24 protein-coding genes are annotated in these 26,064 nt (G+C 55.5%); 23 read left to right on the forward strand and 1 reads right to left on the reverse strand.

What is annotated here, in order from left to right; translation table 11 throughout:
* Positions 1 to 9: 9 nt before the first annotated feature.
* The 15 genes from AB7E19_RS03110 to AB7E19_RS03180 all read left to right on the forward strand — a co-directional run bounded on the left by AB7E19_RS03110 (position 10) and on the right by AB7E19_RS03180 (position 14,406).
* Positions 10 to 1,203 (forward strand): UDP-N-acetylglucosamine 4,6-dehydratase, encoded by a 1,194-nt coding sequence (locus AB7E19_RS03110; RefSeq protein ID WP_048208002.1) that lies wholly within the window; start codon positions 10 to 12, stop codon positions 1,201 to 1,203.
* A 9-nt stretch (positions 1,204 to 1,212) separates the two neighbouring features.
* On the forward strand, positions 1,213 to 2,355 hold the full coding sequence (locus tag AB7E19_RS03115) for a LegC family aminotransferase (RefSeq protein ID WP_048208001.1): 1,143 nt from the start codon (positions 1,213 to 1,215) through the stop codon (positions 2,353 to 2,355).
* A gap of 2 nt (positions 2,356 to 2,357) precedes the next feature.
* Entirely contained in the window at positions 2,358 to 3,518 is a 1,161-nt protein-coding gene (gene neuC, locus AB7E19_RS03120) for a UDP-N-acetylglucosamine 2-epimerase (RefSeq protein WP_045524096.1), read from the forward strand.
* Positions 3,515 to 4,588 (forward strand): N-acetylneuraminate synthase, encoded by a 1,074-nt coding sequence (gene neuB, locus AB7E19_RS03125; RefSeq protein WP_151027371.1) that lies wholly within the window; start codon positions 3,515 to 3,517, stop codon positions 4,586 to 4,588. The genes neuC and neuB overlap by 4 nt, the downstream gene beginning before the upstream one ends.
* Entirely contained in the window at positions 4,581 to 5,222 is a 642-nt protein-coding gene (locus AB7E19_RS03130; protein WP_322131162.1) for an acetyltransferase, read from the forward strand. Before neuB ends, AB7E19_RS03130 begins: the two co-directional genes overlap by 8 nt.
* A gap of 12 nt (positions 5,223 to 5,234) precedes the next feature.
* Positions 5,235 to 6,296, forward strand: coding sequence for a nucleotidyltransferase family protein (locus tag AB7E19_RS03135; RefSeq protein ID WP_322131163.1), 1,062 nt, complete (start codon positions 5,235 to 5,237; stop codon positions 6,294 to 6,296).
* Positions 6,296 to 7,267: a Gfo/Idh/MocA family protein gene (locus tag AB7E19_RS03140; RefSeq protein WP_048207996.1), complete on the forward strand. Its 972-nt coding sequence runs from the start codon at positions 6,296 to 6,298 to the stop codon at positions 7,265 to 7,267. The genes AB7E19_RS03135 and AB7E19_RS03140 overlap by 1 nt, the downstream gene beginning before the upstream one ends.
* A gap of 23 nt (positions 7,268 to 7,290) precedes the next feature.
* Positions 7,291 to 7,980, forward strand: a complete 690-nt coding sequence (locus AB7E19_RS03145) for an acylneuraminate cytidylyltransferase family protein (RefSeq protein WP_322131164.1) — start codon at positions 7,291 to 7,293, stop codon at positions 7,978 to 7,980.
* Positions 7,980 to 8,750 carry an oxidoreductase gene (locus tag AB7E19_RS03150; RefSeq protein ID WP_048207994.1) on the forward strand — a complete coding sequence of 257 codons (771 nt, stop codon included), beginning with the start codon at positions 7,980 to 7,982 and terminating at the stop codon, positions 8,748 to 8,750. Before AB7E19_RS03145 ends, AB7E19_RS03150 begins: the two co-directional genes overlap by 1 nt.
* A 110-nt stretch (positions 8,751 to 8,860) precedes the next feature.
* Entirely contained in the window at positions 8,861 to 9,208 is a 348-nt protein-coding gene (locus tag AB7E19_RS03155; RefSeq protein WP_239053815.1) for an acyltransferase, read from the forward strand.
* On the forward strand, positions 9,202 to 10,470 hold the full coding sequence (locus AB7E19_RS03160) for a lipopolysaccharide biosynthesis protein (RefSeq protein ID WP_322131165.1): 1,269 nt from the start codon (positions 9,202 to 9,204) through the stop codon (positions 10,468 to 10,470). The genes AB7E19_RS03155 and AB7E19_RS03160 overlap by 7 nt, the downstream gene beginning before the upstream one ends.
* 30 nt (positions 10,471 to 10,500) lie before the next feature.
* Positions 10,501 to 11,472: a glycosyltransferase family 52 gene (locus AB7E19_RS03165; protein ID WP_427934612.1), complete on the forward strand. Its 972-nt coding sequence runs from the start codon at positions 10,501 to 10,503 to the stop codon at positions 11,470 to 11,472.
* A gap of 84 nt (positions 11,473 to 11,556) precedes the next feature.
* Positions 11,557 to 12,591, forward strand: a complete 1,035-nt coding sequence (locus AB7E19_RS03170) for an EpsG family protein (RefSeq protein ID WP_322131167.1) — start codon at positions 11,557 to 11,559, stop codon at positions 12,589 to 12,591.
* 18 nt (positions 12,592 to 12,609) lie between these two features.
* Positions 12,610 to 13,656 carry a glycosyltransferase family 4 protein gene (locus tag AB7E19_RS03175; RefSeq protein WP_322131168.1) on the forward strand — a complete coding sequence of 349 codons (1,047 nt, stop codon included), beginning with the start codon at positions 12,610 to 12,612 and terminating at the stop codon, positions 13,654 to 13,656.
* Positions 13,657 to 14,406, forward strand: coding sequence for a glycosyltransferase family 2 protein (locus AB7E19_RS03180; protein WP_199770492.1), 750 nt, complete (start codon positions 13,657 to 13,659; stop codon positions 14,404 to 14,406).
* A gap of 95 nt (positions 14,407 to 14,501) precedes the next feature.
* Here AB7E19_RS03180 and AB7E19_RS03185 read toward each other — a convergent pair whose 3' ends face one another.
* Complete coding sequence (locus AB7E19_RS03185) at positions 14,502 to 14,666, reverse strand: hypothetical protein (protein ID WP_225315731.1); 165 nt, start codon at positions 14,664 to 14,666, stop codon at positions 14,502 to 14,504.
* Positions 14,667 to 14,705: 39 nt separating this feature from the next.
* On the opposite strand from AB7E19_RS03185, the gene AB7E19_RS03190 reads away from it, so the two are divergent.
* The 8 genes from AB7E19_RS03190 (at position 14,706) to AB7E19_RS03225 (ending at position 26,044) form a co-directional block, all read left to right on the forward strand.
* Complete coding sequence (locus AB7E19_RS03190) at positions 14,706 to 15,731, forward strand: sugar transferase (protein ID WP_322131169.1); 1,026 nt, start codon at positions 14,706 to 14,708, stop codon at positions 15,729 to 15,731.
* A gap of 5 nt (positions 15,732 to 15,736) precedes the next feature.
* Positions 15,737 to 16,627 (forward strand): dTDP-4-dehydrorhamnose reductase, encoded by an 891-nt coding sequence (gene rfbD, locus AB7E19_RS03195; RefSeq protein WP_322131170.1) that lies wholly within the window; start codon positions 15,737 to 15,739, stop codon positions 16,625 to 16,627.
* A gap of 47 nt (positions 16,628 to 16,674) precedes the next feature.
* Positions 16,675 to 17,580: a glucose-1-phosphate thymidylyltransferase RfbA gene (gene rfbA, locus AB7E19_RS03200; protein WP_045524120.1), complete on the forward strand. Its 906-nt coding sequence runs from the start codon at positions 16,675 to 16,677 to the stop codon at positions 17,578 to 17,580.
* Positions 17,581 to 17,634: 54 nt separating this feature from the next.
* On the forward strand, positions 17,635 to 18,189 hold the full coding sequence (rfbC, locus tag AB7E19_RS03205; protein WP_042017517.1) for a dTDP-4-dehydrorhamnose 3,5-epimerase: 555 nt from the start codon (positions 17,635 to 17,637) through the stop codon (positions 18,187 to 18,189).
* Positions 18,186 to 19,274, forward strand: coding sequence for an LPS O-antigen chain length determinant protein WzzB (locus AB7E19_RS03210; RefSeq protein ID WP_261999550.1), 1,089 nt, complete (start codon positions 18,186 to 18,188; stop codon positions 19,272 to 19,274). The genes rfbC and AB7E19_RS03210 overlap by 4 nt, the downstream gene beginning before the upstream one ends.
* Positions 19,275 to 19,434: 160 nt before the next feature.
* The gene (locus tag AB7E19_RS03215; RefSeq protein ID WP_409070725.1) at positions 19,435 to 21,072 is read left to right on the forward strand and encodes a PglL family O-oligosaccharyltransferase; all 1,638 of its coding nucleotides are present in this window, start codon (positions 19,435 to 19,437) and stop codon (positions 21,070 to 21,072) included.
* Between the two features lie 263 nt (positions 21,073 to 21,335).
* The gene (locus AB7E19_RS03220) at positions 21,336 to 21,989 is read left to right on the forward strand and encodes a YceH family protein (RefSeq protein WP_039040218.1); all 654 of its coding nucleotides are present in this window, start codon (positions 21,336 to 21,338) and stop codon (positions 21,987 to 21,989) included.
* Positions 21,990 to 22,207: 218 nt separating this feature from the next.
* Positions 22,208 to 26,044 carry a DEAD/DEAH box helicase gene (locus AB7E19_RS03225; RefSeq protein WP_286701219.1) on the forward strand — a complete coding sequence of 1,279 codons (3,837 nt, stop codon included), beginning with the start codon at positions 22,208 to 22,210 and terminating at the stop codon, positions 26,042 to 26,044.
* Positions 26,045 to 26,064: the final 20 nt, after the last annotated feature.

Consider the following 26,064-nt stretch of genomic DNA (forward strand, 5'->3'; position numbering starts at 1 on the left):
ATCTTTTATATGAAGAGTAATATTTTGAGTCTCATTGGTCGTAATAAAGACCTGTTCGTTGATGACATCGGCAAAAATGAGCAACAGCTGTCTGATATCGTCAGCCAGTCCCGTTTTCTTGTGCTTGGTGGCGCCGGTTCTATTGGCCAGGCGGTAACCAAAGAGATCTTCAAGAGAAATCCACGTAAATTGCATGTGGTCGATATCAGCGAGAACAACATGGTCGAGCTGGTGCGCGATATCCGCAGCTCGTTCGGGTATATCGATGGTGATTTCCAGACGTTCGCCCTGGATATCGGCTCCATTGAATATGACGCCTTTATCAAAGCTGACGGCGCCTATGATTACGTGCTCAATCTTTCTGCGCTCAAACATGTACGCAGCGAGAAAGATCCTTTCACGTTGATGCGCATGATCGATGTCAACGTCTTCAACACGGACAAAACCATCCAGCACTCCATCGACATGGGAGTGAAAAAGTATTTCTGTGTTTCGACGGACAAGGCGGCCAATCCGGTCAACATGATGGGGGCGTCCAAGCGCATCATGGAGATGTTCCTGATGCGCCGCAGCGAACAGATTGCCATTTCAACCGCGCGCTTTGCCAACGTGGCCTTCTCCGATGGCTCCTTGCTGCATGGCTTCAACCAGCGCTTGCAAAAGCGTCAGCCCATCGTCGCCCCCAACGACATCAAACGCTACTTCGTGACTCCCCAGGAGTCCGGTGAGCTGTGCCTGATGTCCTGCATCTTCGGTGAGAACAGGGATATCTTCTTCCCCAAGCTCAGCGAATCCCTGCACCTGATTACCTTCGCCGAAATCGCCGTGAAGTATCTGGAGCAGCATGGTTACAAGCCGCATCTGTGCAAGGACGAGGATGAAGCCAGAGCCTTGATGGCGAGCCTGCCCGAGCAGGGGATGTGGCCCTGCCTCTTTACCGAGAGTGACACCACGGGTGAAAAAGACTTCGAAGAGTTCTTCACGGACAAGGAAGTGCTGGATATGGCCCGGTTCGAGAACCTGGGCATCATCAAGAATGAACCCTCATATCAGAATGATCTGCTCAACCATTTCGAGCAGACCATTGCAGCCATGAAAACAAAACGCGCCTGGGACAAGAAAGAGATCGTCGAGTTGTTCTTCGCCATGATCCCGGATTTTGGTCACAAAGAAACGGGCAAATATCTCGACGGCAAGATGTAAGGAATCGGTATGCATACTCAATTGATACGTTTTATTCGTGATACCTACAAAACCGATGACTTCATCCCTCTTCACGCCCCGACCTTTGCCGGCAATGAACGTCAATATGTGCTCGATACCCTCGAAAGCACCTTCGTTTCCAGTGTCGGTGCCTATGTTGAGCAGTTCGAGCAGCAAATAGCCACCTTTACCGGTTCAGCCCGTGCCGTTGCCACCATGAATGGCACGGCGGCGCTGCATATCGCGCTCTACATGGCAGGTGTGCAGGCAGGGGATCTGGTGATCACCCAGCCCCTGACCTTTGTGGCGACCTGCAATGCCTTGTATCACATGGGCGCAGAACCCGTGTTCGTCGATGTATCACGCCAGAGCCTGGGTCTGTGTCCCGTTGCCCTGGCCAACTGGCTGGAAGAGCATGCGTCTCGCACCGAGACAGGTGCCATCCACAAGGCAAGCGGACGCCGCCTCAAAGCCGTCGTGCCCATGCACACCTTTGGTCATCCGGTTGAACTCGATGAGCTTCAGGCCGTGTGCGAGGCCTGGGGCATCGCCCTGGTAGAAGATGCTGCCGAGAGCCTGGGTTCCTACTACAAAGGCAAACACACGGGGACGCTGAGTGCGTTTTCCGCCCTGAGCTTCAATGGCAACAAGATCATCACCACGGGGGGGGGTGGCATGGTGCTCTGCCAGAATGCCGAACAGGGGGCGCGCACCAAGCACATTACCACCACCGCCAAGGTACCCCATCCGTTCGAGTTCTATCATGATGAACCCGGTTTTAACTACCGGATGCCTAATCTGAATGCGGCCCTCGGATGTGCCCAGATGGAAGCCCTGCCGCAATTCCTGGCGCAAAAGCGGGCGCTTGCCATGCACTATGCCGAGTTCTTCAAGGGACAAGCATGCCAGTTTGTGACCGAGCCTTCTTATGGACGCTCCAACTACTGGCTCAATGCGATTGTCTGTGAAGATCAGACCCAGCGGGATACGTTGCTGACCGAGCTGAACAAGGCTGGTGTCATGACCCGGCCTGTATGGAAGCTGATGCATCGCCTGCCCATGTTCTCTCATGCCTTGCGTGGGGAGCTTAACAATGCCGAATGGTTGGAAGCCCATCTTATCAACCTGCCCAGCTCGCCTGTCGAGGTCTGAACATGGCCAACACCATTGCCGTCTTTACCGGTACTCGCGCCGAATACGGGCTGCTCTATTGGTTGATGAAAGACATTGCCGCGGATCCCGACCTGGAGCTCAAGCTGATCGTCTCGGGTACGCACTTGTCCCCCGAGTTCGGCCTGACCTATCAGCAGATAGAGCAGGATGGCTTCAAGATCGATGAGCGCATCGAGATGCTGCTCTCCTCCGATACCTCTGTGGGGGTGGTCAAAAGCATGGGCGTGGCCTTGCTCGGGCTGGCAGATGCATTGGCCCGCTTGCAACCGGATGTGCTGGTGATCCTGGGGGATCGCTTTGAAGCGCTGGCGGCAGCCCAGGCGGCCATGTTGCAGCGCATACCGGTAGCACACCTCCATGGTGGCGAGATCACCGAGGGGGCTTATGACGACGCCATTCGCCATGCCATTACCAAGTTGAGCTACCTGCACTTCACGGCCGCCGAGCCTTATCGACAGCGAGTCATTCAGTTGGGGGAGGCGCCTGAACGGGTGTTCAACGTGGGTGCCGTCGGTCTGGACCACATCATCAAGACACCGCTGCTGTCCATGGACGAGCTGCAATCCTCTCTTGGGTTTACGTTGGACTCACCGTTCTTCGTGGTGACCTATCACCCCGTGACTCTGGCCGATGAACCGGCCAGGGAGAGTTTCAGTGCCTTGCTGGCGGCGTTGGATAACTATCCCGACCATCAGGTTATCCTGACGTACCCGAATGCAGATGACGGTGGTCGAGCCATCATTCCACTGCTTGAGCAGTATGCGACAGCCAATCCTGCACGCGTGCTGGCCATCCCGTCTTTGGGTTACAGACGTTACCTGAGCGCGGTGAAACACTGTGCCGCCGTGATCGGCAACTCGTCGAGCGGCATCATCGAAGTGCCTTCTCTGGGTGTCCCGACCATCAATATCGGCCAACGCCAACAAGGGCGCCTGGCAGCGAAGAGTGTGCTTCATTGCGACGCGAAGGCAGAGGCCATTACGCAATGCATTGCCAAGGCCTTGCAGCCTATGGGCCCGGATGCTTATGTCAATCCTTATGGTGCAGGGGACGCCAGCGGCCAAATCGTGGCACGCCTGAAGCATTTTGCCATCCCCACCATCAAACAGTTCCATGATCTCGACAGGAGTCCGTCGCCATGATCCGCATCATCGCCGAAGCCGGCGTCAACCATAATGGCGACGAAGCACTCGCCGTGGCACTGATCGATGCTGCCCACCGGGCAGGCGTCGATGTCGTCAAGTTTCAGACTTTCAAGGCGGCCAATCTGGTGACCCGCCAGGCCAAGCAGGCTGCTTATCAAACCGCCAACACCGGCAAGGAAGAGAGCCAGTTTGCCATGCTCTCCCGCCTTGAGCTTTCGTTCGATGCCCATCTTCGTCTGATCGCCCATTGCGAGTCTCTCGGTATCGCGTTTCTGTCTACCGCCTTCGATACCGAGAGCCTGGACTTTCTGGTGAACCGGTTGAAGTTGCAGACCCTCAAGATCCCGTCCGGGGAACTGACCAATGCGCCTTTCGTACTGGCCCATGCTCGCACCGGTTGCGAGTTGATCGTCTCGACCGGTATGGCCACGTTGGCAGAAGTGGAGGCGGCCCTGGGGGTGATAGCCTTCGGATTGACCGCGCCGCAGGATGCGCAGCCCGGTGAGGCCGCCTTCATGGCTGCCTATGCCAGCGAGGCTGGTCAGGCCGCTCTTGCCAACAAGGTGACCCTGCTGCATTGCACGACCGAGTATCCGGCGCCCATGGTGGATATCAACCTCAAAGCCATGGATACCCTGTCGCACGCCTTCCGGTTGCCGGTCGGTTATTCGGATCACAGCCAGGGCATCACCATCCCGGTGGCGGCAGTCGCCCGTGGAGCCTGCCTCATCGAGAAGCACTTCACGCTGGATCGCAACATGGAAGGGCCTGATCACAAGGCTTCTCTTGAACCCGATGAACTGGCCGCCATGGTGAAAGGGATCCGCGATGTGGAGCTGGCACTGGGAGACGGCATCAAAGGGCCTCGCCCGAGCGAGATCAAGAACAAGGAGATCGCACGCAAGAGCCTGGTCGCTGCCTGCGACATTGAGGAGGGCGCCATCCTCTGTGCCGACAACCTCGCCATCAAGCGCCCTGGCGATGGAATGAGCCCCTATGCCTACTGGCAGCTCCTGGGGCAACCGGCCAAACGTGCCTATCAGGCGGGTGAGCCTATCCGTGAATAAACCGGTTATCGTCCTCGGGGCAGGGGGGCACGCCTCGGTGCTAGTCGACATGCTGCGCAGCCAGGGAGTGGTTCCCATCGCCCTGGTTGCGCCCGCCGCAGGTACAGCGCGCGCCGCACTGGCTGATATTCCCCTCTGGCATGATGAGGAAATACTGACCCACCATCCGGATGAGGTGGTGTTGGTCAATGGCATCGGCTCCCTGCCGGGCAACCCGCTGCGCGCCACGCTGTTTTCCCGTTATCGCGCCCTTGGTTACCGCTTTGCAAGCGTCGTCAGCGCACAGGCCATGGTCTCTGACTACGCCGTGCTGGAAGAGGGGGCCCAGGTCATGGCGGGGGCCATCATTCAGGCGGGTACCCGGATAGGTGCCAACAGCATCATCAATAGTGGCGCCATCGTGGATCACGACTGCCATCTGGGAGGCGACAATCACATCGCACCGGGCGCCGTGTTATCCGGCGGTGTGGTAACGGGTGAGAGAGTCCATATCGGTACGGGAGCTGCCGTGATCCAGGGCATATCAATTGGCTCTGATGCCGTGGTCGGGGCCGGCGCCACGCTGACGCGCTCTCTTGGAGAAAAGCAGATTGCATACGTTGCCCGGGGCAGCGTGATGCCTATCAAGCAGTAAAGGATGGATTGGATGAGCAAAAATTGGGAAAAAGTGGTGTTGTCGCCGGCACACTCAGTGCGTGATGCCCTGGCCGTGATCAATGAAGAGGCACTGCGGGTTTGTCTGGTCGTGGATGACGCGCGGCACTTGCTGGGCGTCGTGACCGATGGCGATGTTCGCCGCGCCATCCTGAACAATGTTTCCCTGACGCAAAGTGTCACGGCCGTGATGAATTCCACCCCCATCACTGTCTCGGCCAAACTGACCCGTGCGCAGTTGCTGGAAACCATGCGAGCGCGAAGCGTTCTTTCCCTGCCAGTGGTCGACGATGCGGGCAAGCTGATTGGGCTGGAAACCTGGGAGCAGGCGGCGCAAGCGCCGAGCTATGACAATCCCGTCTTCATCATGGCGGGGGGATTTGGTACCCGGCTGCGCCCGCTGACCGACAATTGCCCCAAGCCCATGCTCAAGGTGGGTGACAAGCCGATACTGGAGACCCTGCTCAACCAGTTCCTCAAGGCTGGCTTCAAGAACATCTACATCTCCACCCACTATATGCCCGAGCAGATCACTAGTTATTTTGGTGATGGTTCAGCCTGGGGGGCCAATATTCGTTACGTCTATGAAGAGACCCCGCTGGGAACCGGTGGTGCCCTGGGTCTGCTGCCTGGCGACATCCCTGCCCTGCCGCTTATCATGATCAATGGCGACGTGCTGACCACAGTGGATTTCAATCGTCTGCTCGATTTTCATGTGGAAAACGGTGCTGATGCCACCATGTGTGTGCGTGAATATGATTACCAAATTCCCTACGGCGTCATCACGGGTGAGGGAAACAAGATCACCAGCATGATTGAAAAGCCGGTTCATCATTTCTTTGTCAATGCCGGGATTTATGTTGTTGCACCTCATGTCGTACAATCTGTGGCCAAAGGGGAACGCATTGATATGCCAACTCTGCTTGAACAACATATGAATAAAAATAAGCAAGTCTTGATGTTTCCTATTCATGAGTACTGGTTGGATATCGGTCGCATGGAAGACTTCAATCGTGCTCAATCGGATATATCTTCACTGGGGCTACTCTCATAATGGAACGTATTGCTGTCGTTGGCCTCGGTAATATCTCGGTTCGCCACAGAAGAAACTTAAAGCACCTTTATCCATCCGCTTCCATCTACGCCATGTCAGCCAGTGGTCAGGCTGCCGCAGCGGATATCAGTGATTGTGATGTACTCGTCTCTTCAGTAGAGGAACTTATCCAGCATCGCATTGATTTTGCGATCATCGCGTCCCCTGCGACCTTGCATGCTGCCCATGCCATCCCTCTGATAAAAGCGGGCATTCCCGTTCTGATTGAAAAACCTCTGGCGGCATCGCTTGCCGATTGTGAGGCCATTCAGGCTGCCAGCCATGAGCACAATACTCCGGTGGCTGTCGGTTATTGCCTGCGTTATTTACCGTCGGCCATGCTCATGAAAGATCTGTTGACTGAGCAGAAAGTGGGCCGCTGCTACCATGTCCAGGTTGAAACCGGGCAATACCTGCCTGATTGGCGCCCCAGCAAAGATTTTCGGCACAGCGTTTCTGCTCGTGCAGAGTTGGGGGGAGGGGTGTTGCTGGAGCTCAGTCACGAGTTCGATTATATCCAGTGGCTGCTTGGACCACTTCAAGTCAAATACGCAAGTCTGTCTTCTTCCGAAGAGCTTGGCCTGTCGGTTGAGGACATGGCCGATATCATGCTTGGCGACAAAACGGGCGCCATTGCCACGGTTCATCTGGATTTTCTCCAACGAAAAGCACATCGCAAATGCCGCGTGATTGGCAGTGAAGGTACGTTGGAATGGGACCTGATTCAAAATTCGGTCTCATTGAGCTCGGCCAACGGTATTGAGGTCATTCATTGTGAGCCCGCCTGGGATAAAAACCAGATGTACCTCGGCATGATTGCCGATTTTGTCAATCTTATTCAGGGTGCCAAGCATCACAGCATCTCTATCGATGACGCCACACGAACGGTTGCATTGATCGAAGCAATCAAAGCGTTCTCTCATCATCGATAACACCTAACCGGATCTCGAATCAGATGAAAAATTTTGCGTTCATTTTCGCCCGGGGCGGCTCAAAAGGGTTGCCAGGAAAGAACATTCGTCCATTGGCGGGAAAACCATTGTTGCAATATTCCATCGATACGGCGCTGGCATCACCATCGATTAGCCAGGTGTTTGTTTCTACGGATGATGCTGCCATTGCCAGCGTTGCAATCTCATCCGGCGCGGTGGTTATTGAGCGCCCATCCGAATTGGCGACAGACACCAGCCCGGAGTGGCTGTCCTGGCGACATGCCATTGAATGGGCGAGCGCGCATTATGGGGCATTCGATGGTTTCATCAGCTTGCCGGCAACCAGCCCGCTGCGCAGTGTGAGTGATGTTGAAGCGGCCATTGCCAAACGTCGTGAGCAAAATGCCGATATCTGTATCTCCGTTACGCCAGCCAACCGCAGCCCCTATTTCAACATGGTAAAGGAAACGGTGGATGGCTGGGTCGAGTTGGTCAATAAACCGGCGGGCGATGTTGCTCGGCGTCAGGATGCGCCTCCGGTTTTTGATATCACGACAGTGGTATATGCGACGACACCTGCCTTTGTGCTTGAACACTACGGGCTGTTCTCGGGGAAAGTCACCAGTATCGAAGTGCCGAAAGAACGAGCGGTCGATATTGACGATATTTACGACTTCAAACTGGCAGAAGCTATCGTAGGAGAGCAGAAATAATGGAACAGCTGTTGAACGAAAAACGCATTCTGGTGGCCGGTGCCGGCGGCTTGCTGGGCTCTCGTCTGGTGCCTGCCATTCTTGCCCAGGGCGGCAAAGTTATCGCGGCAGATATCAATGTCGATGCCATGGCCCAGCGTCTTTCCACTCAGGGTGTGGATACGGCAGACGACAATCTGACGTTGATACAGCTGGATGTGACCAGTGAGGAAAGCCTCAAGGCATTTTTTGCGCAACAAGAACATATGGATGGGGCGGTCAACACGACCTATCCGAGAAACAAAACCTATGGCGCGCATTTTTTTGATGTGTCCCTTGCCAGTTTCAATGAAAATCTTTCACTCCATCTTGGCAGTGCTTTCCTGTTTACCCAGCAATGTGCGTCTTATTTCAAAGCACATGAAACAGCCTTTTCATTAGTCAATATTTCATCCATATATGGTGTTGTTGCACCTAAGTTTGATATTTACAACAATACCAAAATGACCATGCCGGTCGAGTATGCGGCGATCAAATCCGCGATACAGCATTTGAGCAAGTATGCGGTAGCATATGTCAATGACAGCCGTTTCAGGGTAAACAATGTGAGCCCGGGTGGCATATTTGATCATCAGCCAGATGCATTTTGTCAGGCATACAAGAGCCACACCCATGGTGCAGGCATGCTGGATGTGTCGGAGATCATTGGCAGCATCATGTTCCTGTTGTCAGATCAGGCCAAATATGTGACTGGGCAAAATATCATAGTGGATGATGGTTTTTCGCTATGAGAAGAATAATAGATAGATTGAAATTTCTTTGGTCGGCCCCTCGGTTGGGGCCTGGCATGCCCCTGACTTACTTCCTCTGTTTTTCGAGGAGACTGGCCCATAAAATCTGCATGCGCAAATTTTCATATTTTGGGGAGGGTGCTGATTTTCGTCTTGGTGCCTATGCGATTGAAACCGGCAGGATTTCCTTGGGGAAAAATGTCGTCATAAGACCAGGTTCAATGCTGTTTGCATCCCATCAATCAGACTTATCTATCCAGATATCAATCGAAGAGAATGCAATGCTGGGGGCCGGGGGGCATATCTATGTATCCAATCATGCCTTTAATGACGTGACCAGGCCTATTATTCAGCAGGGGCATCTGGATGTTAAGCAGGCCGGTATTGGTAAAAATCATGTCGTTGCCTGCGGTAACCCGGCGAAAATCGTGAAACGGCTGGATGACGAGGCATGTTGAAACTGACCGGGCTGCTGAGAAACTCAACGATTTACTTGGCTTCTAATATATTAAATGCCTTAGTCCCGTTCCTGTTACTGCCCATATTGACGCGCTATCTGACCCCGGATGAATACGGTCAGATAGCCATGTTTCAGACACTGATCACGGGGCTGGCCGCACTGACGGGGCTAAACGCAGTAGGGGCTGCCAACCGCAAATTCTATGACAAGCACGATGCTTCTGCCCTGGCCCTGTTCAATGGCACCTGCCTGCATATCCTGCTGCTCAGCTCACTGACCCTCGGGGTTGTCTGCTTCTTTTTGTCGGCGGAGCTCAGTCAATGGCTGAATATACCCACCTCATGGGTGTATTTTGCGCTTGTTATTTCCAGTGCCAATTTCATTATTCAGTTCAGATTGGGACAGTGGCAAATCAGAGAGCGGGCCGTTTCTTTCGGCGTCATGCAAGTCAGCCAGAGTGTCCTTGTACTGATATTGTCATTGGCGTTGATTATCGGGTTTCAGCAGGGTGCCACCGGACGTGTTGATGCGCTGATGGCGACCAGTGTCGTGTATGCCGTATTTGGACTGCTGTTGCTTTATCGGGATCGCTTGCTGGTTTTATTGCCCCTGAAGAAGGCGTTTTTCAAAGAGGCGCTTTCTTTTGGGGTCCCCCTGGTACCACATGTGGTTGGGATATTCTTGTTGAGCTCGATAGACAGGTTCTTTATCAACCGGCAGTTGGGGGTGGCAGAGGCGGGTATCTATATGCTTGGCGTACAGCTCAGTCTTGGGATGGCTGTCGTATTTGATGCCATCAACAAGGCGCTGGTACCCTGGCTGTTCAGAACCCTGTCGGACAATAACCCTCATCAGTTGCAACGACTGGTCAAGTTCACTTATCTGTTCTTTGTTATTGTTTCCGGTCTGGGAGCCCTTTCATTCATCGTCGGCCCCTGGGTGGTCACATGGGTCGCAGGCGCCGAGTATCAAAGGGCAACGACGGTCATCGGCTGGCTATGCCTTGGGCAAGCCTTTGGCGGAATGTATCTGATGGTGGCCAATTATATCTTCTATGCCAGAAGAACCGGTGCCTTGTCTGCCGTCACTATCTCCACCGGATTGTTGAACATTGCGCTGCTTGTCTACCTGATCGAGCATATGGGTATAGTGGGCGTTGCAATGGCTTTTGCTATCTCGATGTTCATTCGATTTTTTGCCACATGGTGGCTGGCATCACGGGTCAGTACTGTTTCCTGGCGTATCACCTATAAAAAATAATATTGCAATAAACTCAGCGGCTCTCCAACAATGAATCTTTTTGTCTGTTACACCCATCTCCAGTTGGTTATTGCATCACGCATTATTGCTCACCGGAATCTTCTTCCTGACGATGTGGAACTATTTTATATCAGTAAAATAGATAATGATGTCACAAAAAACACACTGCAGGACATGAGAGAAATTTGCGGTAAAGTGACGTTTATTCATATGAAGTTGAAATATCCGCTCTACTTTCCGGCTATTTTCAGACATTTCTTTAAGCGACGCTATGACGCTGTATTTGTTTCCTCTATCAATAATATATTAATTCATTTTATTCTATCAAGAGTTAGCTTCAATCATCTATTTACATTTGATGATGGTTCGGCAAATATCATTCCTGGCAGTATCTACTATCAATCACAAAAAGTGGGCGTGATAGGAAAGGTTTGTAGAACAGTATTGATGATACAGTTCGATATGGAATCAATAAAAAAAACCAGTCAATATCATTATACTATTTATGATGGTAGCAAAAATATCATACCCAGAACAATCAATATTGATTTATTAAATGAAAGTGATGACTTTTTTGCTGATAGTGATGTTATGGAAACTGCTTGTAATGTTATACTTGGGTCAGTCTATTCTGAGATATTGAATGCTGGTGTTGATATAGAATCTATCCTTGATCAATGTTGGGATTATTTTATTAAGACGGAAAGAAAGAGTTATTATATCCCACATCCAAGAGAGTCAAAGACTTTCAATATGGGGGGTATTGAAACTGTTAACGCAAAATATATAGCCGAGAAAGAGATATCATTACTTTTAAAGAAATATAAAAAAATATATTTATATGGTTTTTTGAGCTCTTGTCAATACAACCTGATATGTAACAAAAGGATTGTTAATAATGTATTTTATTTGGATGCAATGACACCTACTTTCAAGAATGCTATCCAATCAATTCCGCAATCTTCATCATTTAAAGTTATTCATTTAGATAATGAAATATGATGTAACATATCTAATGAATATAAGATGTTCTCACTCCGCAAATACAAAATATTTTGTTATGGTTAATAGCAACTGAGTATTACGATGATAATCAAAAAAAGCTTTGCGGTATCAATTTTGATGACACTCCCCTTTATAATTTTAGTTGGGATGAGGGGTGGGACTCCCGATACACAAATATACTACAGATTGTTTCTTGATATAAATAGCTATCCACTATTCAGTCCATCTGATTTTTATATGTTATCAGGTGTTGAGATTGGCTTTGGATGGTATGCTTATGTTCTATCTTTAATTTCTGACTCTTCGTTTGTTCTTTTTTCATTGTTTTCATTTTTGAATTTTATTTTCATATATAAAACAACAAAGCTAACGCATGTAAAATATCACCTGATTTTTTTATTTTATATATCAAGTTCATATTTTTTTATGCAGCAATTTATGCAGATGCGCCAAGGATTGGCTATTAGCATAGCTTTTTTTGCTATTTCGCATTATATTGTATTCAAGAGAGTTACTTATCTATTTGCATTGATGTTATGCGCATCGTGTTTTCATCAGTCAGCATTCATATTGTTTTTGTTTTCTCTTGTGTTCTTTATTTTTAATTCATCATCCCTTTTTAAAGGAAAGAAAGTTGTATTTTTATGCTCATTGATGATGATATTTTTGATTGTTGTATTTAAATTTATACTACTTGATATGCTGATTGGTATGTCATCTAGATTGCAGAGTTATGCTGCATCCGAAAAGTTCTCAGATCCTGTCGGTATATTAACCCTTCCTGTTATTAGAACAGTAGGCATATTTGTTTTTGTGCTCATAATGTCGCCCATGAAACTTTGGAATGACAACTTATTTAGATTTATGTTTTTTATGCAGTCTGTAGCAATATCAACGAGAATAGGTTTTTCTGATTTTGGTATTCTGAGTGGGCGTTTGTCAACAGCATTTTCATATGCCGAAGTCTTCATGCTACCAATGGTAATAGCAAGTAGATTTTCTTCTGGTGTTGCAACATTTATCTGTATTGCGGTGTTTGTATTACAGCTAGTTATATCGATTGGTTTTCAATCACCTTATCTTGTTGATATGTATTTCATACCATTAGGTCGTTAGTTTATATAGTGGCAAACTATGCAAAAAAATAAAAAAATATCTATCTTCATTAATGATATTAGTTGTTCAGGTGGAACGGAACGCGTAGCATCATTTTTGGCTAATAGTTTTTCGTTATTAGGCTACGATGTTGCACTTATATCTTTAACTCTAAACAAACAAGAGCCATACTATCATCTAAATGAGTCAGTCACATGTCAAGTAGTTGGATCTACATCACAGTATGCTTTGGCAAAATTTCTAAAAAATCATTGCTGTGATATATTGATATCAATCTCCATGGGGCGGCTCTCATTTCAATTATCGATTATTCATTTCTTGTTGCGCCACAAGAGTAAAATTATTCTAAGTGAGCATGTAGCCTACGAAACTTCACCTTGTTGGATTCGTGCTTTAAAACGCTTAAGCTATCATCTTTCGGATGAGTTGGTGTTATTGACACAACATGATCAATCCATTCTCGATGGAAAGGTCAAAGCCAATGTGAGTGTTATTTCCAACGCCAGTGCATTTCCGGTGCAAGGTGCAGATAGCCTGGCACAAAAGAAAAAAGTCGTCCTGGCGGTTGGTCGTCTCACCTATCAAAAAGCATTTGATCGTTTATTGCATATCTGGGCTGCTATCGACGATAAAAAGGGGTGGGAGCTGCGTGTCATCGGAGATGGAGAGGATCGCGACAAGTTGCAAAAGATTGTCGATGATCATGCGCTTGCTGACACAGTTTCCTTGCTCCCCGCTGCCAAGAACATTGACATTGAGTATGCCAATGCGAGCATTCTGGCGATGACCTCCCATTATGAAGGCCTTCCTCTGGTATTGATAGAATCGAAGTCTTTTGGATTGCCGGCGGTTGCATTTGATTGCAAGACCGGGCCAAGAGAAATTATCAGCGAAGGTGTTGATGGATTCCTGGTATCGGATGGTGACATGGAGGCATACAAGGAGAAGTTGGTCTTTTTAATGAACTCGGATGATGCACGAAGAAACATGCAGCTCGCAGCCTTGTCTGCAGCAGAGCGCTATTCACCCGAGATCATTGTCAAACAGTGGATGAGGTTGATATAAATGCCATTTGAATCAGTGTCTATTATCATGCCCGCTTATAATGCGGCAAGATATATAAGGCATAGTGTTGAATCTGTATTGTCCCAATCATTTGGCGATTGGCGCCTCTATATTGTTGATGATGCATCAACAGATGACACAGCGAATGTTGTGGCAGATATCCACGATGATAGAATCGAATATATCCTGCTCAAGGATAATGGTGGTGTAGCCAATGCCCGCAATGTCGGCATTCAATCAGCCAAGGGCAAGTATATTGCTTTTCTGGATAGTGATGATCTCTGGGAATCAAACAAACTGGAAAAACAGATATCTTTGCTGGAGCAAGGGTATGCTGTGGTGTGTGGCAATTACTCTACTTTTCTCTCTGATGACATTGATCGCACCGTGGCAGTGCGAACCAGTCCGATGGAATTCAGCTACAAGGATATGCTGAACAGCAACCGGATCGGAAATCTGACGGGAATATATAACCGCGAACTGCTTGGCACATTTTACCAAGAGCGCTGTGGGCATGAAGATTACCTGATGTGGCTTGCAATAATGAAGGTTGCAAAAAAGGCTGCCTGCGTTCAAGACATCGTTGCTCGTTATAGATTGAGTTCAAACTCATTATCTGCAAATAAATTGACCGCAGCAAAATGGCAGTGGCATATCTATCGGCACAAGTTGTTGTTAAGTTTGCCAGATAGTTTGTATCATTGGCTCAGCTATGTCGTCATCGCGTTGAAAAAACGAATTCGCGAGTAGAATTAGAAAGTTATGTATTTATTTGACCTTTATTTCGATCTCTGGGGGTAACTTTGTCCTTTCAACGCCGTCACTCACGCTGGTATGAACGTGTGTTATTCAGCCCTCCTGCCTTGTTCATCTTCGGGGCCTTGCTTGCGGTTTGCCTGCCTGCCATTGAGCGATGGGGCCTGGAATTTTGGCATCACCTCGATGCCGTCCGGATCAATACCCTGAGCGGTGCCTTTGTGGCGTTTCTGCTGACCGGGATTGTGCTGCATCGCTTCCTGCGCTATCCGGGCGCGAGTCCTGTGGCCTATATGATCCCGACTGTCACGACGCTCTACGGTACTTTGGTGGGGGTTCTCTTCTTCCTGCGGCTGCCTTACAGCCGCCAGGTATTGTTTGAGTCGTATCTGGTTGCCTTGCTTTGCTGCTGGCTCGCCTACTTCATCGGCCGCCGTTACCGGACCCCCAAATACGCCTTGCTACCCTTTGGGGACTATCAGGCCCTGACCCGGCACGAGTGTGTGCAGTGGCGTCTGCTGGACAAACCCGATCTCGGGGCCGTGCGTTATGACGCAGTGGTGGCAGACCTTCGGGATGAGAAGCTGGCGGGTGAGTGGGAGCGTTTCCTGGCGCGCTGCGCCCTGGCGCATATCCCCGTCTACCACATCAAGCAGATCAGCGAGACCCTGACCGGGCGCGTGAAGATTGATCATCTGCACGAGAACCAGCTTGGTTCCCTCTTGCCGTCCCCCGTCTATGCCTTCATCAAACGTGGAATGGACATTCTGGCCGCGTTGATCGCGATCCCGCTGTTCTCCCCCCTGATGCTGGTGACGGCGATCCTCATCAAGCTGGAGAGTCCGGGCCCCGTGATGTTCCTGCAAAACCGGGTAGGGAAGGGGAACAAGGATTTTCGCATCTACAAGTTCCGCAGCATGTGCAAGGATTCGGAAAAAGCCGGCGCCCAGTTTGCCCAGGACGGCGACATGCGCGTCACCCGGGTGGGCAAGGTGATCCGCAAGCTGCGCATCGACGAGCTGCCGCAGTTCTTCAACGTCCTTAAAGGGGACATGAGCCTGATTGGGCCAAGACCGGAGCAGCGCACGTTCGTCGATCAGTTCGAACGGGAGATCCCGTTCTACATGTACCGTCACATCGTGCGGCCCGGGATCAGTGGCTGGGCGCAAGTGGTCCACGGTTATGCCGCCGATGCCGATGATACCCGCATCAAGATCGAGCACGATTTTTACTACATCAAGCACTTCTCCCTCTGGCTGGATGTGCTCATCGTATTCAAGACCATCCGCACCATCCTGACCGGTTTTGGCGCGCGGTAATCCCGATGCGGATCTTGTTGCTGGGGGCTCGTGGCCAGTTGGGACGAGCCCTTTTTTCTGCCCTTTGCCGAGGTTATCCCCATTGGCAGGTGACGGCCCTTGGCAGGGATGCGTGTGATATCACCGACCCCGGTGCGCTGATCAGCGCCCTGAACCGCCATCAGCCTGATGTCATCCTGAACGGTGCGGCCTATACGGCAGTCGATCTCGCACAGAGCCAGCCCGAGCTGGCAGAGCGTATCAATCATCAGGCCGTCGCACTGCTTGCCCGGGAAGCCGGTGCCAGGGGGGCGCTGCTGGTACATTTTTCCACCGACTATGTGTTCGATGGCTCCGGCAGCGCTCCCTGGCGCGAGGTGGATGTGCCTGCCCCGCTCAATGTCTACGGTGCCAGCAAGCTGGCCGGAGAGCAGGCCATTCAGGGGCTCTGTCCCCATCATCTGATCGTGCGCACCAGCTGGGTTTATGGTGGGGAAGGGGCACACTTCGCCCGTGCCATCTTGCGCCGTGCCAACGAGGGCCAGCCCCTTGAGGTGGTGGCGGATCAGTGGGGGGCGCCGACCCAGGTGGACTGGCTGGCAACGTCCGTTCTCCTGGCGCTGACACAGGTCGTGAAGGCGCCAGACAAGGGCGGCCTCTATCATCTCTGTCCCGCAGGCGAGACGAGCTGGCATGGCTTTGCATCGGCCCTGGTTGAGGAAGGTTGTCGGCTTGGTCTGCTGGCGCAGCCCGTTCCGATAAAACCCATTCCATCTGCAAACTGGCCCCAGGCAGCCCGTCGGCCATCCAACTCCAGGCTCGATTGTCGACGGTTTGCCACTGTGTTCGGGATCCAGATCCCGGCCTGGGAAGGGCTGATGAGCCGCTGGCTTGCCAGTCAGTGTGAAGGTGAATGACGTGACGCGTGTCTTGATGGCTCTCTGTTCTCCTCTGGAGGTGTTCCATGCACCAGCGTAAAGGCATCATCCTGGCCGGGGGATCCGCCACCCGTCTCTATCCGGCGACGCTGGCCATCAGCAAGCAACTGCTGCCGGTCTATGACAAGCCCATGATCTATTACCCCCTCTCAACCCTGATGCAGGCGGGTATCCGCGAGATTCTCATCATCAGCACGCCGCTGGATCTGTCCCGCTTCGAGCTGCTGTTGGGGGATGGCAGCCAGTGGGGGATGCAATTTTGCTACGCGGTGCAGGAAGAGCCTGCCGGGCTGGCCCAGGCGCTGCTCATTGCCGAACCCTTTCTGGCCGGCAACCCCTGCTGCCTGATTCTGGGGGACAACATCTTCTATGGCACCGAGCTGCCCCGCCAGTTGCAGCGCGCGAGCGCCAAGACGCAAGGCGCCACCCTGTTTGCCTATCATGTACAGGATCCCGAACGTTACGGTGTACTGGGGTTCGACGGTGAGGGGCGGGTCGAGTCGATCGTCGAGAAGCCGGCATCTCCTGCCAGTCAATACGCAGTGACGGGCATCTATTTCTACGATGCCACGGCAAGCGAGATTGCTCGGGGCCTGCGCCCTTCGTCACGGGGAGAGCTCGAGATCACCGATGTCAATCTCCATTATCTGGCACAGCAAAGTCTGGAGGTCTGTTTCATGGGGCGTGGTGCTGCCTGGCTGGATACCGGGACCCATGACAGCCTGCAGGAGGCGAGCAGCTTCATCCAGACCCTGGAGAAACGCCAGGGGCTCAAGGTGGCTGCTCCGGAGGAGATCGCCTGGCGCCAGGGCTGGATCTCTGACGAGGCGCTGGCGTCACTGGCACAGCCACTGGCAAAAAGCGGGTATGGCGCCTATCTGTTGCGTCTGCTGCAAGAGCCCTTTGGCAAAATGCACCCCGATTGGGATTGATAAGGCACTCCATTGGGTGATATATCCTTGCCCATTATTCCAAAGAAAACACCTATGCACTTTATTTCATTGAAGATTCCGGATGTTATCCAGATCCGCCACCAGCGTCATCCAGATGAACGGGGCGACTTCATGGAGCTGTTTCGCCACGATCTCTTCACCCGCAGATGCGGTGATTTTTGCTTCGTTCAGGACAATCTGAGTCGTTCCCGACAAGGGACACTACGGGGGCTGCATTATCAACGCCAGCGGCCCCAAGGCAAGCTGATACAGGTGCTGGCAGGCACCATCTTCGACGTGGCCGTCGACGTGCGCGCCGGGAGCCCGACCCTGGGCCAGTGGGTGGGGGTGTCGCTCTCGGCCGAGGAGGGAACCTCCCTCTGGATCCCGCCAGGTTTTGCCCACGGCTTTTATGTTCAGAGCGAATGGGCCCAGGTGCTCTACAAATGCACCGACTATTACGCTCCCGAGCTGGAAGCCTCCCTTCACTGGTCGGATCCGACACTGGCTATTGAGTGGCCCCTCATGGACAATGTGCCATTACGCTTGTCAGAGAAAGACCGTCACGCCCCTCTCTGGCAATCACCTCATCTTCAGAGCCCGATATGAACAAACAAGTATTCGATAATTCAGACAGTCAGCTGCCCCAGGGTTGGCAAGCCTCTTCCGGTGATGAAATCGATCTGCGTGAGCTGATCCTGGTCCTGTGGCGCCAGAAAATACTGATCCTGCTGGTCGCAGGCGTCTTTGCCGCAGCAGGTATCGCCTATGCCCTGCTGGCCCCCCAGGTCTGGGTCAGCCAGGCCGAGATCAGGTCGCCCACCCTCAAGGAGGTGGAGTCCCTCGAGCTCAACATCAATCAGCTGATCAATGCCCAGGTACCGGTGGCGGCTTTTACTGCCTTTGACAAGAAGGCGCTCTATGGCGACTTCGTCAACAACTTCAACAGCTTCAACAACAAGCGCCAGTTCCTGCAAGAAAGGGGTTACCTGGATGCCGAGGCCGCGCAGGCCGACGTCACAGACCCCAAAGGCAAGCGGCTGCTGCTCAAGAAGATGGCCGAGGGGATCAGCGCCAAGGCACCGGACAAATTGCGTGAAGAGGTGACGCTCTCCTTTGCCGCGGCCACGGCGGGGGAGGCCAAATCCCGGCTGGAGCAGTACATCGCCTTTATCCAGCATCAGGAGTCGGCGGCCAAGGGCAAGGAGCTGTATACCATCTGGCAGAACCGCATCAAGACGCTGCAGACCCAGTTCGAGAGTGCCAAGGCCGATACCCTCAAGCAGTTGCAAGACGATATTCTGCGTACCGAATATGGTCTGCGTATTACACAGGCGGCCGGGCTGGAGGCGCCGGTGCAGAATCTGCAGGAGCAGGGGAGCCTTCCCATCGATCTGGGGGCGCGCGCCCTCTCCGAGAAGCTCAAGATCCTCAAGGAGATCAAGAACCCCGAGTTCCTCAACCCGGCGCTGAGCGACCTGCGCCTGCAATTGGGCAGTCTTGAGGCCCTCAAGCTTGAGGCACAGCCCTTCCAGTCGTTCGCCTATCTGGCTTCGCCGAGTGAGCCCCTGAGCCGCGAGCAGCCCAAGCGCCCTCTGGTCGTGGTGCTGGCTACCCTGCTCGGTGGCATGCTGGGGGTGGGCATCGTGCTGGTGCGCCATGCGTTTCGCCGACCGGAATCGGCACAAGGATGATTGAAGTGAACAAGGGGGGCTTTGCCCCCCTTCATGTATGGCGTGTCGGAAGAAAACGAGCATGAGCATGACACAACAGGGAGCAGTGACGGTGACGTCGACGACAGGGATATTGGGGGTTGTCAGCCTCCTTTACTGGTTGCTTGGCATGCATTTTTTCATGCACAACCCAGGCGGGGCAGGGCTCTATCTGCCGTTCAATACCTGGGGCTGGATCTTCGCCAGCCTGGTGATGGCGCTGGGGCTGTGGCATGTGACCCTCAGCCAGCGACTGGTGGTCTCGCCGCTGCTGACGGCCCAGTGGCTGGGGGGGATCTTGTTGTTGCTGCCGATGGCCTATCCGGGATTCGAGCTCAAGGACTATGCCATTCCCCGGCTGCTGGGGCTGTTTGCCGGCCTGCTGTTTCTGGCAAGCCTCTATCAATGGCGATTCGACCGCGAGGCGCGAGACAGGCTGCTCTATCTGCTGCTGGGGGCCGTTGCCATCGAGGCGCTGCTCGGCCTGGTGCAGTACTACCTGCTGGTGCCGGGCAACTGGATTGGGTACGACACCCAGACCAACCGCCCCTATGGCATCTTCCAGCAACCCAACGTGATGGCGAGCTTCATGGCGACCGGCCTGTCACTGGCCATCTGGCTGGAGCTGCGCGGTGATGCCAACCCCTGGCTCAAGGGGCTGCGCTATGGGGTGATCCTGGCCACTTCTCTGCTGCTGGTGGTCCTGCAATCGCGAGTCGGGCAACTGGGCGGCGTGATGGCTCTCTTGCTGCTGTCTGCCCAGCTGGGTCGTGAGCGGCGGCTGGGCCGGATGCTCGCGCTGGTGGCCCTGGGCATTCTGCTCGGGCTGGCCTCGCAATACCTGATGGCCGGAGCCAGACGAGGGCTGGAGATCTACCAGTCCGGCGGCATGCGCTCCATCTACTGGCCCTACGCCGCCAAGCTGATTGCCCAGATGCCCTGGACCGGTTGGGGCTATGGCAGCTTCGAGTCGGTGTTTCTCCATCACTACATGGCCGACAAGGCGCTGAACCCGGCCATGGTGCAGATCGAGTACAACCTGGATCACCCCCACAACGAGTTTCTCTACTGGGCGGTGGAAGGGGGTCTGGCCCCCATGCTGGGCATGGTGCTGATGGGCGGGGCCCTCCTGTGGCGTCTGAGCCGGGCGGGCTGGGTCAAGGGCGCCGCCTTGCTTGCGCTGGTGACCCCCATCTTGCTGCACACCCAGACCGAATACCCCTTCTACCACGCCATCGCCCTGTGGTGGGCGCTGCTGCTGCTCCTGTATGCGATGGATGCGGAGGTAGAGGAGCAAGGCCACGGCAACTGGCGCGACCATCTGTGCCGCCCCTGGTTGCTGCTGCGCTTCATGGCCATCGCCATTCCCCTGATCGTCATCCCCTTCATGCTGACCGCCATGCATACCGCCTGGGTGGTGACCAAGTATGAGCGGGGCGGTTACAAGCAGCCTGCGCTCCTGCTCGACATCGTCAACCCCATGGCCTGGCTGACCCGGGTGGAGTTCGACGTGAACGCGGTGCGCCTCATGGTCGGTCTGCAGGCCAACAACCAGGCGGAGCTTGAAGCCTACCTTGACTGGGGGCAGGCCTTCGTGCGCCATACCCCGAGGGCCAACATCTACGCCAACATGGTGATCGCCCTCAATGCCCTGGGGCGCACGGCGGAGGCGGACAACCTGCGGACAAGCGCCCTGATGCTCTATCCGGGTGAGCCTTTGCTCACCGTGTCGGCCGCAAGAAAGGTGGCCGCGACCCTGGAGCGCAAGCCCTCTTCATGAGGGGCGTTTCAATCTGTCAACCATCACGGCCGCCTTTGCGGCCGTGATGGTTTTTGTGCCCGCCTCGTTGAAGGGGGAGGGGGCTGGTTGCCAAAGAGGTTCCCGGCCATCCCTTCACCTCGCCTGCGCACCGAGGCCGTTTTGCTGTACAAGGTTGCAGCAAGGGTTTCATCGGCTCGCAAAAATGGGGTTATCTGCTGGACGGCGCAAGCGCCTTGGCTAAGATAACCGTCTTAACGTCTTGTTTGGCAAGGGAGTATGACATGGAGATAGTACTAGGCCCATTAGAGGCCCGCGTGATCGGCTGCCTGATTGAGAAAGAGATCTGCACGCCGGATCAGTACCCTCTCTCGCTCAATGCACTGGTCAATGCCTGCAACCAGAAGAGCAACCGGGAACCCGTGCTGGAGCTCGCCGAGCTGGATATTCGCGCCGTGATCGACGAGCTGATCCGCCGCCGTCTGGTGGTCAATACCGCCGGTTTCAACGCCAGGGTGCCCCGCTATCAGCATCGTTTCTGCAATACCGAGTTCGGTGAGCTGAAGTTCTCGGCCCAGGAGCTCGGCATTATCTGCGAACTCTTGCTGCGTGGCCCGCAGACCCCGGGTGAGCTGCGCTCGCGCACCAACCGGCTGTGCAGCTTTGACGATGTGACCGAAGTGGATGCCGTGCTGGCCACCCTCATCGAACGGGGGCCCTATGTGGTGAAGCTGCCCCGTGAGCCGGGCAAGCGGGAATCCCGCTACGCGCACCTGTTCAGTGGCGAGGTGGATCTGCAGGCGCTGGCCGACGCGGCGCCCGCTGGCAACCTTGTGTCACCGGCGGCAGACAGACTGGCAGCGCTCGAAGAAGAGGTCGAGCACCTCAAGGGGCAGTTGCAGGGGCTGGAAGCCCGTCTGGCACGGCTGGAAGGCTGAGCCAACAACCTGTCTCCAGAAGGCGCTGCGGCGCCTTTTTTGATGAGCGCGCCCCTCCTGCAGCCCGTTGCCCGGTGGCAGGGACGAGTGCCCTGTCAGCCCTGTCGCTCGCGTACCCATCAAAGGCGCCAGCTTTTTTGCACTATTTCGCGCTTAAGGGTCGAGCCGCCGCCGCTTTCCCGTTAAAATTCCGCCTTTGCACTTGCCCGTGAGTTCTGATGTCAGCCTTCACCCTCTCTTCAGATTGCCATGCCCTGCTGTGCGAGCTGCAATTGCAGCGCGCCGCCAGCACTCGTTACCTGCAAGACACCCTCTATGCCCCGGGCGCACCCGGGCGTGCGCTGCTCGACACCCTCGATCAGTTGCAGCAGTGGGGGCTTGTCCGTCAACGAACGGAGCAGCAGTGGAGTCTGACGGCAGAGGGAACCCTGACCCTGATCCTGGCGGTGCGTGCGGGGGAGTGCCCCATGCCGCAGTGGTCCCGCATCCCCTCGGTCACGGGCCTGGAGCGGGCACAGGAGGTGGTGCGCGAGCTCTGTCTGGGGGAGGCGGGGCAGATCCCGGCCTATTACCAGAGTGCCGAGCTCCTGAGCCTCCTGGATCTCCCCGATGCTCCCCGCCTGCTGGCAGGCTCCAGCCCCGCCTGGCAGGCCCTGCTGCTCGAACACTTCGCCCTGCAGGCCCTGCTTGACGCAGAGCCTGACGAGGGCTGGCCGCTGGCAACGCTGGTCGCCTCCTGCTCCCCGGCGCTCTCTGGCCAGATCCAGGCTCGCGCCCGCGAATGGGAGTGGCTCTGCGGTTCATTTGGGGGCGAGGTAACCACTCACTGGCCTGCACTGCAACAACTGGCGCAGCAGGGGGATGAGCAACCCCTGGCCGAGCGGCTGCTGGGGGCGCTTGGCCAGTGGCAGGGGCAAGAGGCGTCGCCCTGGCCTCGGATGTTCAGCGCCTTGCTCTGGCTCGGCTGGTTGCAACAGGCAGATCCGGTGCAGGGGAGCGAGCAGCGCAAGAAGTGGCAGCGCAGTCTGGGCCATCACTCCCCCCTGCTGGCCGATCTGCTGGGGCAGTGGGCCGGAGATCGCCACGGCCAGGCGGTCGGCCTGTTCGATACCCTGCAACTGCCGCTGGAGGAGCTCCACTGGGGTTACCTCTGGCTCGATCTCTGCGCCCTGGCGCGCCACGGCGAGCAGAGCCCCCAGGTGACCATCTTGCACAAGTGGGACCTCTCCCACGTGCTGGACGCCGAGCCCCGGCATCGACTGATGGCCTTCTGCCAGGATCTGCTGCGACTCCTGCTGGGCCGGGAGGCCGCCCATTGGCCCCTGCGCGCGCTGCGCCCTGCTCAAGGGGAGGAAGAGGATGCCACCGAGGAGGAAGGCAAGGCCCCCGCCTCTGCAAGCTGGCTCAACTGGCTGCAGGGGTTGGGACGCTCGAGCGGGGTGCGCAAGCCCCAGGAGCGGCTGGTCTGGCTGCTCCACGCAGAGGGGCCTGAGCTTGAGTGCAAGATCCAGAAGCAGAGCACCAAGGGGGAGTGGACCGCCGGGCGAAGGGTCGATCCGGCCCTGCTTTCCACCCAGTACGCCAGCCTGCTGGACGAGGCGGACTGGGCACTGGTGCGCACCCTGCCGCGCAACATGGGCAAGCTGCCCCGGGATGCCTGGGTGCCCCTGGCAAACCATCCTCGCCTCTTCAATGCCAAGGGACAGAAGCTGCAACTGGCCGTCAGCGCCCCCCTGCTGCAACTGGTACAGAGCGGGGAGGGCATGAGCGCCAGGCTACATCCTGCTCCCGCCGCCCGCGGTGCGCACATCGTCCCTCTGGCTCAGGATTTGTGGCAGCTTATTCTGACACCGCAGGCACTGCTGGACAGATTACCGGCCCTGGAGGCCATTCCGGCATTGCCGCCGGCCGGGCTCGAGGAGCTGCAACGCACGCTGGATGCGATCCCCGATCTCCCCTGGCACAGCCAGGTGGCGGGGCTCAGGGGCAATGCCGAGCTGGCCCCCTGGCCCGGCGTTCCCTCCGTCCTGCTCGACTGGCAGGAGGGGCAGCTCGTGGTCCAGCTGGTGACCCGGGAGGGGGACCTGCCGCCCTTGCCTCTGGGCAAGGGGGAGGCCATCGTGCGCCAGGGTATCCGGGAGTATCACTACTGGCAGCGGGATCTGGCTGCCGAGAAGGACGATGCCCAGCGCCTTCGCAACCAGTTGCCCATCGGCCTGCCCGGCAACGAGTGGAAGCTGGACGGGGAGCAGGCGCTTACCCTGGTCAACGCCCTGCCGGAGCTGGTGGACGCCGGTGTGGTGGTGCACTGGCACCAGGACAGCGCCCGCCTCAAGAGCCTCGATGAAGCGGCCCTGAGCCTGCGCATCGAGCGGCGTCAGGACTGGTTCCAGGTGGAGGGGGCGCTCTCGTTGGACGAGCACCAGATCCTCGATCTTCGCCTCATCCTGCGCCAGCTGACACCGGGCCAGCGCACGGTGCAGCTCGACGAGAAAACCAGCCTGATGCTGAGCGACAAGCTGGTGGAACGCCTCACCGTGCTCGGCGCCATGCTGGACAACGAGCAGCGCATCAACAACAAGCTGGCCTATCCGCTGGCCCGCCTGCTCTCCGTCATCACCACCGAGGGGGATGCCGCCTGGCAGAATCTCCAGCAGGAGTGGCAGCAGGAGGTGAGCTGTCCCCCCGAGCTGCTGACGGCGCTGCGGGACTATCAGAAGGAGGGGGTACGCTGGATGGCGACCCTGGCCCATCACGGCTTTGGCGCCTGTCTGGCCGATGACATGGGCCTGGGCAAGACCTTGCAGGCCCTCATCGTGCTGCGTATGCGCCAGCACCTGGGCCCGGCGCTGGTGGTGGTGCCCAAGTCAGTGGTCACCAACTGGCAGGAGGAGGTGGCCCGCTTTGCCCCTGAGCTCGAGGTGGTGGTGTTCGACCATCCCGCCGAGCGGGAGACCCTGATCCAGGGGGCCAGGGCCGGACAGATCGTCCTGGTCAACTACGGCATGCTCGGCAGTCTCTCCCAGGCGCTCAAGTCCCGCCGTTGGTCGAGCATGGTGCTGGATGAGGCACAGCAGATCAAGAATGCCGGTACCCAACGCGCCAAGCTGCTGTTCCAGCTCGACGGGGATTTTCGCCTTGCCCTCTCCGGCACCCCCATCGAGAACCATCTGGGGGAGCTGTGGAGCCTGTTCAGCTTCATCAACCCCGGCCTGCTCGGGAGCCTCGGGGAGTTCAAGCGCCGCTTTGGCAAGGCGGTCAAGGATCCCCAGCACATGGCGATGCTGCGGGCGGTGATCAGCCCCTTCATCCTGCGCCGCCTCAAGCAACAGGTGCTGACGGAGCTGCCGGACAAGACCGAGATCATCCATCACATCAGCCTCTCCCCCGAGGAGCGTCAGCTCTACGAGGCGACCCGGCGCGAGGTGGTGCAGCAGGTGCAAAGTGCCGATGGCCGTGCCCTGATGCATGTGCTGAGCGGCCTGACCCGGCTGCGCCGACTCTGCTGCTCCCCCCAGCTGGTGATGCCGGAGTGGTCCCAGACCAGCAGCAAGCTGGACGAGGCGATGGCGCTGCTGGACGAAGCCATCGATGGTGGCCACCGGGTGCTGGTGTTCAGCCAGTTTGTCGATCTGCTGAGCCTGCTGCGCAGCCGTATCGAGCAGCGGCAGTGGGACTACTGCTATCTGGATGGGGGCTGCTCGGCCAAGTCCCGTCAGGAGTCCATCCTGCGTTTTCGCCACGAAGCGGTGCCGCTCTTCCTCATCAGCCTCAAGGCGGGGGGCACGGGCCTCAACCTGACCCAGGCCGACACCGTGCTGCACCTCGATCCCTGGTGGAACCCGGCGGTGGAGGATCAGGCGAGCGATCGGGCGCACCGCATGGGCCAGACCCAGCCGGTGACCGTCTATCGCCTGGTGTGCGAGCAGACGGTGGAGGAGAAGATAGTGGCGCTGCACGACGAGAAGCGGGCACTGGCCGACGGCCTCCTGAGCGGCCAGTCCGAGGTGAAGGGGCTGGATGTGGAGAGCCTGCGGGCACTGCTGATGAGCTGACGGCGATGGGCTGTCGCCCG

The organism is Aeromonas sp., assembly GCF_050252055.1.
GTDB classification, from domain to species: Bacteria; Pseudomonadota; Gammaproteobacteria; order Enterobacterales; family Aeromonadaceae; genus Aeromonas; species Aeromonas caviae.

What these genes read in the sequence shown, in the direction of transcription:
- AB7E19_RS03110 (WP_048208002.1), top strand. Translation starts at nt 10, where the DNA reads ATGAAGAGTAATATTTTGAGTCTCATTGGTCGTAATAAAGACCTGTTC.
- AB7E19_RS03115 (WP_048208001.1), top strand. Translation starts at nt 1,213, where the DNA reads ATGCATACTCAATTGATACGTTTTATTCGTGATACCTACAAAACCGAT.
- neuC (WP_045524096.1), top strand. Translation starts at nt 2,358, where the DNA reads ATGGCCAACACCATTGCCGTCTTTACCGGTACTCGCGCCGAATACGGG.
- neuB (WP_151027371.1), top strand. Translation starts at nt 3,515, where the DNA reads ATGATCCGCATCATCGCCGAAGCCGGCGTCAACCATAATGGCGACGAA.
- AB7E19_RS03135 (WP_322131163.1), top strand. Translation starts at nt 5,235, where the DNA reads ATGAGCAAAAATTGGGAAAAAGTGGTGTTGTCGCCGGCACACTCAGTG.
- AB7E19_RS03140 (WP_048207996.1), top strand. Translation starts at nt 6,296, where the DNA reads ATGGAACGTATTGCTGTCGTTGGCCTCGGTAATATCTCGGTTCGCCAC.
- AB7E19_RS03145 (WP_322131164.1), top strand. Translation starts at nt 7,291, where the DNA reads ATGAAAAATTTTGCGTTCATTTTCGCCCGGGGCGGCTCAAAAGGGTTG.
- AB7E19_RS03150 (WP_048207994.1), top strand. Translation starts at nt 7,980, where the DNA reads ATGGAACAGCTGTTGAACGAAAAACGCATTCTGGTGGCCGGTGCCGGC.
- AB7E19_RS03155 (WP_239053815.1), top strand. Translation starts at nt 8,861, where the DNA reads ATGCGCAAATTTTCATATTTTGGGGAGGGTGCTGATTTTCGTCTTGGT.
- AB7E19_RS03160 (WP_322131165.1), top strand. Translation starts at nt 9,202, where the DNA reads ATGTTGAAACTGACCGGGCTGCTGAGAAACTCAACGATTTACTTGGCT.
- AB7E19_RS03165 (WP_427934612.1), top strand. Translation starts at nt 10,501, where the DNA reads ATGAATCTTTTTGTCTGTTACACCCATCTCCAGTTGGTTATTGCATCA.
- AB7E19_RS03170 (WP_322131167.1), top strand. Translation starts at nt 11,557, where the DNA reads ATGATAATCAAAAAAAGCTTTGCGGTATCAATTTTGATGACACTCCCC.
- AB7E19_RS03175 (WP_322131168.1), top strand. Translation starts at nt 12,610, where the DNA reads ATGCAAAAAAATAAAAAAATATCTATCTTCATTAATGATATTAGTTGT.
- AB7E19_RS03180 (WP_199770492.1), top strand. Translation starts at nt 13,657, where the DNA reads ATGCCATTTGAATCAGTGTCTATTATCATGCCCGCTTATAATGCGGCA.
- AB7E19_RS03185 (WP_225315731.1), bottom strand. Translation starts at nt 14,666, where the DNA reads ATGCAGCACAATCCCGGTCAGCAGAAACGCCACAAAGGCACCGCTCAG.
- AB7E19_RS03190 (WP_322131169.1), top strand. Translation starts at nt 14,706, where the DNA reads ATGATCCCGACTGTCACGACGCTCTACGGTACTTTGGTGGGGGTTCTC.
- rfbD (WP_322131170.1), top strand. Translation starts at nt 15,737, where the DNA reads ATGCGGATCTTGTTGCTGGGGGCTCGTGGCCAGTTGGGACGAGCCCTT.
- rfbA (WP_045524120.1), top strand. Translation starts at nt 16,675, where the DNA reads ATGCACCAGCGTAAAGGCATCATCCTGGCCGGGGGATCCGCCACCCGT.
- rfbC (WP_042017517.1), top strand. Translation starts at nt 17,635, where the DNA reads ATGCACTTTATTTCATTGAAGATTCCGGATGTTATCCAGATCCGCCAC.
- AB7E19_RS03210 (WP_261999550.1), top strand. Translation starts at nt 18,186, where the DNA reads ATGAACAAACAAGTATTCGATAATTCAGACAGTCAGCTGCCCCAGGGT.
- AB7E19_RS03215 (WP_409070725.1), top strand. Translation starts at nt 19,435, where the DNA reads ATGCACAACCCAGGCGGGGCAGGGCTCTATCTGCCGTTCAATACCTGG.
- AB7E19_RS03220 (WP_039040218.1), top strand. Translation starts at nt 21,336, where the DNA reads ATGGAGATAGTACTAGGCCCATTAGAGGCCCGCGTGATCGGCTGCCTG.
- AB7E19_RS03225 (WP_286701219.1), top strand. Translation starts at nt 22,208, where the DNA reads ATGTCAGCCTTCACCCTCTCTTCAGATTGCCATGCCCTGCTGTGCGAG.